The sequence below is a fragment of the Thioalkalivibrio sp. ALJ21 genome, from assembly GCF_000378605.1.
Taxonomy (GTDB): domain Bacteria; phylum Pseudomonadota; class Gammaproteobacteria; order Ectothiorhodospirales; family Ectothiorhodospiraceae; genus Thioalkalivibrio.
In genome coordinates this window covers 1,219,890-1,232,206 of sequence record NZ_KB905155.1, presented here as the reverse complement: position 1 = coordinate 1,232,206, position 12,317 = coordinate 1,219,890, and the positions used below count along the sequence as shown (strand labels likewise).

Below are 12,317 nucleotides of genomic sequence, written 5' to 3'. Positions count from 1 at the left end.
TCATTCAGGACCCCACTTGTGGCATGGGGCAAAGGACTGGCGAGTGGTGGTGCCATTGGCGTGCTGATGACGGCCCAGTAGAATCGCGCGATTACTCCCAACTGCCGGATGGAACGAACGCCATGGCCGAACTCTCACGCGAGCAGATCGAAAACGCCCTGAAGACCGTTCAGGACAAGTACCTGGAGCAGGACTTGGTGGCCGCCGGTGCGGTCAAGGACATCCGTGTGGAGGGCGCACGGGCGGCCATCACTCTTGAGATGGGGTACTCCGCGAGCGGCTATCACGACGAGCTGCGCGCCGCGATTCAGGGGGCGCTGGCCGGCGTGGCCGGGCTGGAGTCCTCCGAGGTGACGATCACCACCAAGGTGACCGCCCACGCGGTGCAGAAAAGCCTGAAGCCGATGCCCGGCATCAAGAACATCATCGCCGTGGCCTCTGGCAAGGGCGGGGTGGGCAAGTCCACCACCGCGGTCAACCTGGCGCTGGGCCTGGCGGCCGAAGGCGCGCAGGTCGGCATTCTGGATGCGGACATCTATGGCCCCAGCCAGCCGCGCATGCTGGGCATCAAGGACCGCCCGGAGTCAAAAGACGGCAAGTCCATGGAACCGCTGGAGCGCCACGGCGTGCAGGCGATGTCCATCGGGTTCCTGATCGATGAGGACACGCCGATGATCTGGCGTGGCCCGATGGTTACCCAGGCGCTGGAGCAGCTGCTGAACGAGACCAACTGGAAGGACCTTGACTACCTGGTGATCGACCTGCCGCCGGGTACCGGCGACATCCAGCTGACCCTGTCGCAGAAGATCCCGGTCTCGGGCGCGGTGATCGTCACCACCCCGCAGGACATCGCACTTCTGGATGCGCGCAAGGGCCTGCGCATGTTCGAGAAGGTCGAGGTGCCGGTACTGGGCATCATCGAGAACATGAGCATTCATATCTGCTCGAACTGTGGCCACGAGGAGCACATCTTCGGCCAGGGCGGTGCCGAGAGCATGGCCGAGGAATATGGAGTGGACATGCTGGGCGCGCTGCCGCTGGATATCCGCATTCGCGAGCAGGCCGATGGCGGTGAACCGACGGTGATCGCCGATCCGGACGGCCGCATCGCCGAGATCTACCGCGAGATCGCCCGCCGCACCGGTGCCAAGCTCGCGGAACAGGCGAAGGACTACAGCAGCAAATTCCCCAACATCGTCATCCAGAACAATTGATCCGTTGATCAACCAGGGACAGGGCAGATGAGCATCAAGTCGGACCGCTGGATCCGGGAGATGGCCGAGACGAAGGGCATGATCGAGCCCTTCGAACCCGGTCAGGTCCGCTACCGCGACGAGCAGCGCATCGTCTCCTACGGCACGTCCAGCTACGGCTACGACGTGCGCTGCTCGGACCATTTCAAGATCTTCACCAATATCAACTCGAGCATCGTCGACCCCAAGGGCTTCGACGAGGGCAGCTTTGTGGATGTGCACTCCGACGTCTGCATCATCCCGCCCAACTCGTTTGCGCTGGCGCATACGGTCGAGTACTTCCGCATCCCGCGGGACGTGCTGACCATCTGCCTCGGCAAGTCAACCTACGCACGCTGCGGCATCATCGTGAACGTGACCCCGCTGGAACCCGAGTGGGAAGGCCATGTGACGCTGGAGTTCTCCAACACCACGCCGCTGCCAGCCAAGATCTACGCCAACGAGGGCGTGGCGCAGATGCTGTTCCTGCAATCCGACGAGGTCTGCGAGACCTCCTACAAGGACCGCGGCGGCAAGTACCAGGGCCAGCGCGGCGTCACCCTGCCCCGGACCTGACCCCCACCGACCCGCGAAGGAGGCCGCCATGCGCATCGTGATCGCGCTGGGCGGAAACGCCCTGCTGCAACGCGGCGAGACGCCGTCGGCCGAGGCCCAGCGGCGCAACGCCCGTGCCGCGGCGCGCGCCATTGCCGATGTCGCAAACGAGCACGAGGTCGTCGTGACCCACGGCAATGGCCCGCAGGTGGGGCTGCTGGCCAGTCAGGCGGAGGCCGATTCCATCCACTGGCCGCTGGATGTAGTCGGCGCCGAGAGCCACGGGATGATCGGCTACATTCTCGCGCAGGAGTTGCACAACGCCCTGGGCCATGACCGGATCGCCAGCCTCCTGACGCAGACCGAGGTCGACCCGGGCGATCCGGCATTTGCCCGCCCCGAGAAGTTCATCGGCCCGGTCTGGGATGAGTCCCGAGCGCATGCCCTGGCCGAGGAACGCGGCTGGGATGTCGCCCCGGACGGTGACGGCTGGCGTCGAGTGGTCGCCTCGCCGGAGCCGCGGAAGGTGCTGGGCGTGGAGGCCGTGCGGACCCTGGTCGAGGGTGGGTCCATTGCGATCTGCGCGGGGGGCGGCGGTGTGCCGGTCGCGCGTGACGACGAAGGCCGGCTGTACGGCATCGAGGCGGTGGTGGACAAGGACCTGACCGCCGCACGCCTGGCGGTGGAACTGGACGCGGACTGGCTGTTGATGCTGACGGACGTCGACGGCGTCTACTGGAACTGGGGCGAGCCCGATGCCACGCGTCTGAAGGCACTGCTGGTCAGCGCGGTCGAACCCGCGTCGTTCCCGGCCGGTTCGATGGGCCCGAAAATGGAGGCCGCGCGGCGCGTGGCCGATCAGGGTGCCCGGGCCGGGATCGGGGCCCTCGAGGACGCCACCACGATTATTGCGGGGCAGGCCGGGACGCGGATCCTGCCGGTGGGGGCGTCGTAGGAGGCGCGGTGGCGCGCGTCGCGCGGGAATCAGCGTCTCGCCGTGGTGGATTGTTGCCAAGCCATTGGCGCCACGGCAAGCTCGCCAGTTCACGCCCCTGTCTCGCAAGGATGAACACTATGTACCGCCATGCCCGCATCACTGGATTTTTCGTTCTGTCGGTTGCCGCCACGCTTGTGCTGGTCGGCTGCGGGGGCGAGGAAGAAGAGATGAACCCGCCGCAAGGGCTGGAACAGCAGATGGCGCCGCAGGACATGTCCAGCGACGATGCCCGCCGCCCGACCAATCCCGGTCTGCCCGCGGCGGACGTGAAGAAGTCGGACGACTGAAGGCTGTCTGCACGGCGCTGGGTCGCCTCCCGGGGTGGCTTTTCCGCACCCCGGTGCTGGGAAAAATCGTCATTTCATATTAGGATGTTGGGCTATTTTGATTCCTGCTGGGTCATCCCGCCACGATCACGCACGAGCCCTTAGGTAAGGAAGTCGACCACCATGTCCGAGACCTCAAGTTCCTCCACCGCCATCACCGGCGCCGAAATCTTCTGCCGCAGCCTGCAGGCCGAGGGTGTCGATGTCGTATTCGGGTATCCCGGCGGGGCGGTACTGCACATCTATGATGCGCTGTATCGCCAGGACAAGGTCTCGCACGTACTGGTACGCCACGAGCAGGGCGCGGTGCACGCGGCCGAGGGCTATGCCAAGTCCTCTGACAAGCCGGGTGTCGCGCTGGTGACCTCCGGTCCCGGCGCGACCAATGCGATTACCGGGATCGCCGATGCCTACATGGATTCGGTGCCGCTGGTGGTGTTCACCGGCCAGGTGCCGACCAGCCTGATCGGCAACGACGCCTTCCAGGAAGTGGATACCGTGGGGATTACCCGCCCCTGCGTGAAGCACAACTTCCTGGTCAAGGACGTGAAGGATCTGGCGACCACGATCAAGAAGGCCTTCTACGTGGCGACCACCGGCCGCCCCGGCCCCGTGGTCGTGGATATCCCGAAGGATGTGACCGCGGCGAGCTGCGAGTTCGAATATCCCGAGTCCATCCACATGCGCTCGTACAACCCGACCTTTGGCGGCTATACCGGCCAGATCGACAAGGCGGTGGACCTGATCCTGTCGGCGAAGCAGCCGATGATCTACACCGGTGGGGGCGTGATCCTGGGCAGGGGTTCCGAGGCGCTGACCGAGTTCACCCGCAAGCTGGGCTACCCGATCACCAACACCCTGATGGGGCTGGGCGGCTATCCGGCGTCGGACAAGCAGTTCCTCGGCATGCTCGGCATGCACGGGACCTACGAAGCCAACATGGCCATGCACCACGCCGACGTGCTGATTGCGATCGGCGCGCGCTTTGACGACCGCGTGACCGGCAACATCGAGAAGTTCTGCCCGCACGCGAAGATCGTGCATGTCGATGTCGACCCGTCCTCGATCTCCAAGAACGTGAAGGTCGACGTGCCCATCGTCGGCGAGGTGGAGCCGGTGCTGCGCGCGCTGATCAAGGCGCTGGACGCCGCCAACGCGAAGCCGGATCCGGAGGCGCTGGACGCCTGGTGGAAGCAGATCCGCGAGTGGCAGTCGCAGGACTGCCTGAAATACGACCGCGAGTCCGAACTGATCAAGCCGCAGTACGTGGTGCAGAAGTTCTGGGAGCTGACGCAAGGCGATGCCTTCGTGACCTCGGACGTCGGCCAGCACCAGATGTGGGCCGCGCAGTTCTACGGCTTCGACAAGCCCAACCGCTGGATCAACTCGGGTGGCCTGGGGACGATGGGCGTGGGCCTGCCGTTCGCGATGGGCGTGCAGTTCGCGCACCCGGACGCGACGGTCGGCTGTATCACCGGCGAGGCCAGCATCCAGATGTGCATCCAGGAGCTGTCGACCTGCTACCAGTACCAGCTCCCGATCAAGATCCTGAACCTGAACAACCGCTACCTGGGCATGGTCCGGCAGTGGCAGGAGTTCTTCTATCAGGGCCGCTACGCGATGTCCTACATGGACGCGCTGCCGGACTTCGTGAAGCTGGCCGAGGCGTATGGCCACGTCGGCATGCGCATCGACAAGCCGGGCGACGTCGAGGGCGCGATCAAGGAGGCCCTCGCGCAGAAGGAGCGCCTGGTGTTCCTGGACTTCCTTACCGACCAGTCCGAGAACGTCTATCCGATGATCCCGGCCGGCGCCGGCCAGAACGAAATGATCCTGGTCTGAACCGGGTACAGGGAAGAGCCGTATGCGTCATATCATCAGTGTCCTGCTGGAAAACGAATCCGGTGCCCTCTCAAGGGTGGCCGGTCTGTTCTCCGCCCGTGGCTACAACATCGAATCGCTGACTGTCGCGCCGACCGACGACCCGTCGCTGTCGCGCATGACCATCGTCACCAGTGGCTCCGACGAGATCGTCGAGCAGATCACCAAGCAGCTGAACAAGCTGGTCGACGTGATCAAGCTGCTGGACATGACCGCTCACCCGCACATCGAGCGCGAGATGGCACTGGTCAAGGTACGCGTTGGCGAGGCGGCCGACCGGGAAGAGGTCAAGCGCCTGACTGATATCTTCCGCGGTCGCATCATCGATGTGACCCAGCAGACCTACGTGATCGAGATCACCGGTGAGGGCTCCAAGCTGGATGCCTTCCTTGAGGCGGTCTCGCCGTTCCCGGTGCTGGAGGTCGTGCGTTCGGGTGTGATGGGCATCGCCCGCGGCGACGTCGCGCTGCAGCTGTAATCGTCTTCGCTTTCGTCCGTGCCGGCCGGGCACGGGCTTTTAATTCGTCATCGGCCCCCTGGCGGGGCCTGTTGCCAAGGAAATGACTGCCATGAATCTGTATTACGACAAAGACGCCGACCTCTCCATCATCCAGGGCATGAAGGTCGCGATCATCGGCTACGGCTCGCAGGGCCACGCCCATGCGAACAACCTGAAGGATTCCGGTGTGGACGTGACCGTGGGCCTGCGCGACGGCTCCGCCTCGCGCGCCAAGGCCGAAGAAGCCGGCCTTAAGGTCGCCGATGTCGATGCCGCGACCGCCGGCGCCGACCTGATCATGGTGCTGGCCCCGGACGAATACCAGGCCGCCCTGTACCGCGACGTCCTGGAACCCAACCTGAAGCAGGGCGCGACCCTGGCCTTCGCCCACGGCTTCGCGATCCACTACAACCAGATCGTTCCGCGCAAGGATCTGGACGTGATCATGATCGCGCCCAAGGCCCCGGGCCACACCGTGCGCTCCGAGTTCGTGCGCGGCGGCGGCATCCCCGACCTGATCGCGATCCAGCAGGACGCCTCCGGCAAGGCCCGTGACATCGCGATGTCCTACGCCTCCGCGATCGGCGGCGGCCGCACCGGAATCATCGAGACCACCTTCAAGGACGAGACCGAGACCGATCTGTTCGGTGAGCAGGCCGTGCTGTGCGGCGGTGCAGTGGAGCTGGTCAAGGCCGGTTTCGAGACCCTGACCGAGGCTGGTTACGCCCCGGAGATGGCCTATTTCGAGTGCCTGCACGAGCTGAAGCTGATTGTTGATCTCATGTACGAGGGCGGCATCGCCAACATGAACTACTCGATCTCCAACAATGCCGAGTACGGCGAGTACGTGACCGGCCCGCAGGTGATCAACGAGGAGTCGCGCTGGGCGATGCGCGAGGCGCTGAAGAACATCCAGAACGGCGAGTATGCCAAGCAGTTCATCCTGGAAGGCGCGATGAACTACCCGTCTATGACCGCCAACCGCCGCCTGAACGCCGCCCACGAGATCGAGCAGGTGGGCGAACGCCTGCGTGCGATGATGCCGTGGATCAAGGCCAACCAGCTGGTCGACAAGTCCCGCAACTGATCCGTTGGGGCGACCCGGGGCGCAGGCCCCGGGTCGCGCACCCGCGTCCCCTCCGAGAACCCCATGCTGTTTCCGCTTGCCCCCGAAGGCCGTGTGTTCGTGATCATCTCCGCCTGGATGGCGGTGATCTCGCTGCTGGTCGGGGAGGCGGAGCTGGGCCTGTTCATGGTGCTGCTGACCGTGGCGCTGATGGGGCTTTTCCGCGATCTGCGGCGCAAGGCGGCGGCCCCCGCGCTGGGCGTAATTGCTCCGGCCGATGGCACGGTGGAGGCGATCGACGAGACGACCGACCCGTTTACCGGCGAGCCCGCCCGGCGCATCCGCATTCGCCAGCGGCGGCTGGGGGAATACAACGTCCATGCCCCGCAGGAATCGAAGGTGGGGGAGCGGATCTGGCCGGGCAAGGAGACGGATAGCCCGCCGGACGGGCAGCTCGACCACCGCCTGGCATTTGCGCTGGTAACCGACGAGGGTACGCGCCTGACGCTCGCCCTGTCGGTCAATCACTGGCCGCGCATGATCCGTCTGCAGAATGTGGTGCCCGGCAATCGACTCGGACGCGGCAAGCGCATGGGTTTTGCCGGATTCGGTGCTACCTTCGAGGTCTGGCTACCGGCCGGGTCGCAGGTCATGGCCCAGGTCGGCCAGAAGGTGCTGGCGGGCTCCACCGTGATCGGGGGTCTGCCGGAGGCCAGTGGCGACGTGGAAGCGACCGTGGAGGTGCTGGAGTGACGCCGGATGACGAGGGATCAAGCAACATCGACGAGATGAACGGGGCGGGCGATCGGCACGAGGGGCGTGCCCGGCGTCGCCGCGGGATTTTTCTGCTGCCCAACCTGTTCACGACCGGGGTGCTCTTCTCCGGCTTCTTCGCGATTGTCTCCGCGATCAATGGCGAATTCACGACCGCCGCGATTGCAGTGTTCGTGGCCATGGTCCTGGATACCCTGGATGGGCGCGTGGCGCGCATGACGGACACGCAAAGCGAGTTCGGGGCGCAGTACGACTCGCTTTCTGATCTGGTCTCCTTCGGCGTAGCCCCGGCCCTGGTCGTGTACCTGTGGCAGCTGCAGGACCTGGGCAATCTCGGCTGGGTGGCGGCCTTCTTCTTTGCCACGGCCGCGGCGTTGCGTCTGGCGCGCTTCAACAGCCGTCTGGCCGTGGTCGACAAGCGATTCTTTCAGGGCCTGCCGAGCCCCGCCGCCGCCGCGCTGGTGGTGGGGATGGTCTGGGTGCTGGAGGATCTCGGCATTCCGGCGGACCTGGCCGATCCCTACGTGGTCGCGATTCTGATCGTGACGGTTCTGGCGGGTGCGGCCATGGTCAGCAATCTGACCTACTTCAGCTTCAAGGACATGGACTTCAAGCATCGGGTGCCCTTCCTGGCGATTGTCGGGGTGGTAGGTGCACTGATGCTGCTGGCGCTGGATCCGCCCAAGGTCCTTTGGGCGGGTTTCGTGGTTTATGCCCTCTCCGGGCCCTTGCTGACGCTGGAACGCTGGCGCCGCCATCGGCGTCGTACACCTTCGGGGGACTGAGGCGTGGAGCTGTCGGCGCGCAAACGCCGTATCCTGGCCGACATGGGGATCCCCATCTGGCGTGCCCGGGACGGCGCCTTTCCGGGGCTGCCGGCCGCGGTACCGGCCGCCGACCCTCCAGCTGCGCCGCTAATGCCCGAGGTCGAGTCGGCCCAGGCACCCGGCGCACCCTCCGAGACATCCGGGCCGCTCGTGTCTCCCGCAGACGTGCCGGTGGAAGGCGGGGTCGCGGCATTGGACTGGCCAGAGCTCGAAGCCCGCGTGCGCGACTGCACGGCCTGCGCCGAACTCGCGGCCCAGCGTACGCAGACCGTGTTCGGTGTGGGCGATCGCCGCGCCCGGTGGCTGTTCGTGGGCGAGGCCCCGGGGGCCGAGGAAGACCGCCGGGGCGAGCCGTTTGTCGGGCGTGCCGGCCAGTTGCTGGACAGTATGCTCGCCGCACTGGGGCTCGATCGCCGGCAGGATGTCTTTATCGCGAATGTCCTCAAGTGTCGCCCGCCGAACAACCGTGACCCCAGTCCAGACGAGTCCCGGGCCTGCCGCGGCTTCCTCGACCGGCAGATCGAGCTGGTGCAGCCGGAGGTAATCGTGGCGCTCGGGCGTATCGCCGCCCAGCATCTGCTGGGGACCGACCAGCCGCTGGGCCGGATGCGTGGCAGCCTGCATCGGTATCGTGAGGTCCCGCTGGTCGTGACCTATCATCCGGCCTATCTTCTGCGGAAGCCGCAGGACAAGGCCAAGGCCTGGCAGGACCTGCAGCGCGCTCGGGCCTGCCTGACGAGTGCGCCCGGGGGCTAACCCTGCAGACTGTAGGTGTTAGGGAACGCAGCGAGCGCCTACACGCCTATATGTTCAGCCCAGGTAATGAACTCAGGAGACCCAGCCCGACGCCATGAGTGCCGAGCCGCAAGTACAACCCCGGATGCGCCGCATGCTGGCCGAGGATGTCGAGCGTGTGATGGGTATCGAGCGCGAGGCCTACCACTATCCGTGGACCGCGCGCATCTTCGAGGACTGCATCCGGGTTGGCTACGACTGCTGGGTGCTGGAGGTGGACGAGCGCCAGGTGGGGCACGCTGTGCTGACCGTCGCGGCCGGCGAGGCGCACCTGCTGAACCTGACCGTCGATCGACGCTGGCAGGGTTACGGGCTGGGTCGCTTCATGCTGCGCCGCCTGCTCGACTATGCCTGCGAACAGAAGGCCGAGGCCCTGTTTCTGGAGGTTCGTCCCTCCAATGTCGCGGCGGTGCAGCTCTACCGCTCGGAGGGGTTCGAGCACATCGGGACCCGGCCGCGCTACTACCCCTTGCACAGCGGCCGCGAGGATGCCTGGGTGCTGAGTTGCCGATGTGACACCCCGGCCGGGACGTGACTCGAAACAGTGTGACGTCTGCCACGTTCTTCGGCGTTCGGAGAGCGTTTTGCGGCCAGGGGTTCTCGTACCCGCGGACGAGTTTTGCGCGCGGATGGGGGGCGGTCTATGATCGTAACCGGCATTGATGCCGGAATTCCCTGTGAGGCTGCCCCATGTCCCGAACCCTGCGTGCGTTGTTTTTCTCCCTTCCCCTGACTCTGCCCCTGGCCTTCGGGGTCGGTGTGGCCCAGGCCCAGGACTTCGGTTACGACGAGGCCGAACGGCAGCAGGAGCTGCTCGGGGTCTGGTACGAGATTCGTGAAGGCAACGCCCAGCGCGGTGACACCCGCGCCATGTTCGACGTGGGCATGGCCAACTATGTCGGCCGTGGTACCGACGTGGATTACGATGCGGCGCTGCACTGGTTCGCGCGTGCGGCGGATGACGACCATGCGGGCGCCCACTACTATCTTGGTTTCATGTTCGCCGCCGGTCGTGGCACGGCCACCGATGAAGACAAGGCGCTCGAGCACTACACCCGCTCGGCTGAACTCGGCTACGCCAATGCGCAGTACTGGCTGGGCAGTCACTATGCCCGTAACGAGCAGTCGAATGGCGAGGCCCTGGAGTGGCTGGGCAAGGCGGCCGAGCAGGGGCAGGTTTCGGCCAAGTATTACTACGGTTTCCTGCACGAAACAGGTCGTGGCACGAACCGGGATCCGGCCGAGGCGGCCCGCTGGTACACCAAGGCCGCGGAGCGAGGCGATCGCAATGCACAGATCGGTCTCGGGCGCCTGCACCAGAACGGACAGGGCGTCGAGCGTGACCTGGTCGAGGCCTATGTCTGGTATTCCCTGGCCGAGGACCGTGAACGCATGGAAACCGTGAAGACGCGCATGAGCCAGCGTGATCTGGACCTGGCTCAGAACCGGCTGGACGAACAGTCCTCCGCGATCCAGCGAGCCTCTGCACGCTGATAGGTGCTTTTCAGTACCATTGGTCAGGGCGTAGCAGCAACGGCCCCGGACAAAAGTCCGGGGCCGTTTGCATTCCGGGCACCGGGAAACGCAACGCCTGCCCCGTTTTCGCGTTAAACTCCCGCGCTTCACTCAGGCGACCCAAGACCATGTCCTTTCTCGAGGAAACCGCCCGGCGCCGGACGTTTGCGATCATCTCGCACCCGGACGCGGGCAAGACCACCATGACCGAAAAGCTCCTGCTGTACGGTGGCGCGATCCAGCTCGCCGGTACGGTCAAGGGGCGCAAGGCGTCGCGCCATGCCACCTCCGACTGGATGGAGATGGAAAAGCAGCGCGGGATTTCGGTGACCTCCTCGGTGATGCAGTATCCCTACAAGGGCCGCATCGTGAACCTGCTGGACACCCCGGGGCACGCGGACTTCTCCGAGGACACCTACCGCACGCTGACCGCGGTGGACTCCGCGCTGATGGTGATCGACGCGGCCAAGGGCGTGGAGGAACGCACCATCAAGCTGATGGAGGTCTGTCGGCTGCGCGACACCCCGATCATGACCTTCGTCAACAAGATGGACCGCGAGGGCCGCGACCCGATCGAACTGCTCGACGAGGTCGAAGAGGTGCTTAAGATCCAGTGCGCCCCGATCACCTGGCCGATCGGTTCCGGCAAGCGCTTTCGCGGTGTCTACCATATCCGCCGCGATGCGGTGCACCTGTACGACCCGGAAGAGGGTGGCAAGAAGTCCACTGGCGAGATCATCGAAGGGCTGGACAATCCGCGCCTGGACGAGGTGCTCGGCGATCAGGCACAGGAGCTGCGTGACGAGATGGAGCTCGTGCGGGGCGCCTCCCATGAGTTCGATTCCGACGGCTACCTGCGTGGCGAGCAGACCCCGGTCTTCTTCGGCTCCGCGATCAACAATTTCGGCATTGAGGAGCTGCTGGACGACTTCGTCGAGTACGCCCCGGGCCCGCTGCCGCGGCCGACCCATTCGCGCCGGGTCGATCCCACCGAAGAGAAGTTCACCGGCTTCGTGTTCAAGATCCAGGCGAACATGGACCCGAAGCACCGCGACCGCATCGCGTTCATGCGCATCTGCTCCGGTACCTTCGACAAGGGCGCGAAGCTGCGCCATGTACGCATCGGGCGCGACGTGAAGATCCCGGATGCGCTGACCTTTATGGCCTCGGACCGCGAGCATGTGGAGACCGCCTATCCGGGTGACATCATCGGTATCCACAACCACGGCACGATCCGCATCGGGGATACCTTCACCGAGGGCGAGGAACTGACCTTTACCGGCGTGCCCAACTTCGCGCCGGAGCTTTTCCGTCGCGCGCAGCTGAAGGACCCGCTGAAGATGAAGCAGCTCGCCAAGGGCCTGCAGGAGCTGTGCGAGGAGGGCGCGACCCAACTCTACCGCCCGTTGACCAACAACGACCTGATCCTGGGCGCGGTCGGCGTGCTGCAGTTCGACGTGGTCGCCGAGCGCCTGCGCACCGAGTACAAGGTCGAGGCGCAGTTCGAGAACGTGAACGTACAGACGGCGCGCTGGGTCGAATGTGACGATCCGAAGAAACTCGAGGAGTTCAAGGAGAAGGCCGCGGCCAACCTGGCGATCGACCACGGTGGCGATCTGGTCTATATCGCCCCGACACGGGTGAACCTGCAGATGGCCCAGGAGAAATGGCCGGAGATCCGCTTCGAGGCCACCCGCGAGCACGGTCAGCCAACGGAGTAGGGGCGACCCCGGAGCCCTGCGTTGGCACCGTCATCGCGAGGAGCGTAGCGACGCGGCGACCTCTATCCGAAACCAGTGGTTTGTGGCTTGATGCCAGCTTGCGATGATTGCCACGGCGCCTGCGACGCC

The 12,317-nt window shown here is 65.3% G+C and carries 13 protein-coding genes; all 13 read left to right on the top strand.

The genetic code is table 11. From position 1 onward, the window contains the following. Window positions 1–122 precede the first annotated feature (122 nt). The 13 genes from apbC to F579_RS0105725 all read left to right on the top strand — a co-directional run bounded on the left by apbC (window position 123) and on the right by F579_RS0105725 (window position 12,188). Window positions 123–1,214 (top strand): iron-sulfur cluster carrier protein ApbC, encoded by a 1,092-nt coding sequence (gene apbC, locus F579_RS0105785; RefSeq protein WP_019025206.1) that lies wholly within the window; start codon window positions 123–125, stop codon window positions 1,212–1,214. A 27-nt stretch (window positions 1,215–1,241) separates the two neighbouring features. Then, window positions 1,242–1,808, top strand: a complete 567-nt coding sequence (dcd, locus tag F579_RS0105780; RefSeq protein ID WP_019025205.1) for a dCTP deaminase — start codon at window positions 1,242–1,244, stop codon at window positions 1,806–1,808. 28 nt (window positions 1,809–1,836) lie between these two features. Next, a complete protein-coding gene (locus F579_RS0105775; protein WP_019025204.1) occupies window positions 1,837–2,742 on the top strand; it encodes a carbamate kinase in 906 nt (301 codons plus the stop codon). A gap of 119 nt (window positions 2,743–2,861) precedes the next feature. Further along, window positions 2,862–3,071, top strand: a complete 210-nt coding sequence (locus F579_RS0105770) for a hypothetical protein (protein WP_012983150.1) — start codon at window positions 2,862–2,864, stop codon at window positions 3,069–3,071. Between the two features lie 162 nt (window positions 3,072–3,233). Further along, window positions 3,234–4,952 carry a biosynthetic-type acetolactate synthase large subunit gene (ilvB, locus tag F579_RS0105765; RefSeq protein ID WP_019025203.1) on the top strand — a complete coding sequence of 573 codons (1,719 nt, stop codon included), beginning with the start codon at window positions 3,234–3,236 and terminating at the stop codon, window positions 4,950–4,952. 22 nt (window positions 4,953–4,974) lie between these two features. Further along, a complete protein-coding gene (gene ilvN / locus F579_RS0105760; RefSeq protein WP_018138394.1) occupies window positions 4,975–5,469 on the top strand; it encodes an acetolactate synthase small subunit in 495 nt (164 codons plus the stop codon). 91 nt (window positions 5,470–5,560) lie between these two features. Then, window positions 5,561–6,577 (top strand): ketol-acid reductoisomerase, encoded by a 1,017-nt coding sequence (ilvC, locus tag F579_RS0105755; RefSeq protein WP_012983147.1) that lies wholly within the window; start codon window positions 5,561–5,563, stop codon window positions 6,575–6,577. 63 nt (window positions 6,578–6,640) lie between these two features. Beyond that, the gene (locus F579_RS0105750) at window positions 6,641–7,309 is read left to right on the top strand and encodes a phosphatidylserine decarboxylase (RefSeq protein WP_019025202.1); all 669 of its coding nucleotides are present in this window, start codon (window positions 6,641–6,643) and stop codon (window positions 7,307–7,309) included. Continuing rightward, entirely contained in the window at window positions 7,306–8,115 is an 810-nt protein-coding gene (gene pssA / locus F579_RS0105745) for a CDP-diacylglycerol--serine O-phosphatidyltransferase (RefSeq protein WP_019025201.1), read from the top strand. The genes F579_RS0105750 and pssA overlap by 4 nt, the downstream gene beginning before the upstream one ends. Before the next feature lie 3 nt (window positions 8,116–8,118). Further along, window positions 8,119–8,913 carry a uracil-DNA glycosylase family protein gene (locus F579_RS0105740; protein ID WP_019025200.1) on the top strand — a complete coding sequence of 265 codons (795 nt, stop codon included), beginning with the start codon at window positions 8,119–8,121 and terminating at the stop codon, window positions 8,911–8,913. Between the two features lie 94 nt (window positions 8,914–9,007). Next, window positions 9,008–9,487: a ribosomal protein S18-alanine N-acetyltransferase gene (gene rimI / locus F579_RS0105735; protein WP_012983143.1), complete on the top strand. Its 480-nt coding sequence runs from the start codon at window positions 9,008–9,010 to the stop codon at window positions 9,485–9,487. A 155-nt stretch (window positions 9,488–9,642) separates the two neighbouring features. Beyond that, entirely contained in the window at window positions 9,643–10,446 is an 804-nt protein-coding gene (locus F579_RS0105730; protein ID WP_019025198.1) for a tetratricopeptide repeat protein, read from the top strand. 149 nt (window positions 10,447–10,595) lie between these two features. Next, on the top strand, window positions 10,596–12,188 hold the full coding sequence (locus F579_RS0105725) for a peptide chain release factor 3 (RefSeq protein ID WP_019025197.1): 1,593 nt from the start codon (window positions 10,596–10,598) through the stop codon (window positions 12,186–12,188). Window positions 12,189–12,317 lie beyond the last annotated feature (129 nt).

Excerpts from the sequence above, each read along its gene's own strand:
- F579_RS0105730 (WP_019025198.1), top strand. The coding sequence starts at position 9,643 with ATGTCCCGAACCCTGCGTGCGTTGTTTTTCTCCCTTCCCCTGACTCTG.
- ilvB (WP_019025203.1), top strand. The coding sequence starts at position 3,234 with ATGTCCGAGACCTCAAGTTCCTCCACCGCCATCACCGGCGCCGAAATC.
- apbC (WP_019025206.1), top strand. The coding sequence starts at position 123 with ATGGCCGAACTCTCACGCGAGCAGATCGAAAACGCCCTGAAGACCGTT.
- dcd (WP_019025205.1), top strand. The coding sequence starts at position 1,242 with ATGAGCATCAAGTCGGACCGCTGGATCCGGGAGATGGCCGAGACGAAG.
- rimI (WP_012983143.1), top strand. The coding sequence starts at position 9,008 with ATGAGTGCCGAGCCGCAAGTACAACCCCGGATGCGCCGCATGCTGGCC.
- ilvC (WP_012983147.1), top strand. The coding sequence starts at position 5,561 with ATGAATCTGTATTACGACAAAGACGCCGACCTCTCCATCATCCAGGGC.
- ilvN (WP_018138394.1), top strand. The coding sequence starts at position 4,975 with ATGCGTCATATCATCAGTGTCCTGCTGGAAAACGAATCCGGTGCCCTC.
- F579_RS0105750 (WP_019025202.1), top strand. The coding sequence starts at position 6,641 with ATGCTGTTTCCGCTTGCCCCCGAAGGCCGTGTGTTCGTGATCATCTCC.
- F579_RS0105775 (WP_019025204.1), top strand. The coding sequence starts at position 1,837 with ATGCGCATCGTGATCGCGCTGGGCGGAAACGCCCTGCTGCAACGCGGC.
- F579_RS0105725 (WP_019025197.1), top strand. The coding sequence starts at position 10,596 with ATGTCCTTTCTCGAGGAAACCGCCCGGCGCCGGACGTTTGCGATCATC.
- F579_RS0105770 (WP_012983150.1), top strand. The coding sequence starts at position 2,862 with ATGTACCGCCATGCCCGCATCACTGGATTTTTCGTTCTGTCGGTTGCC.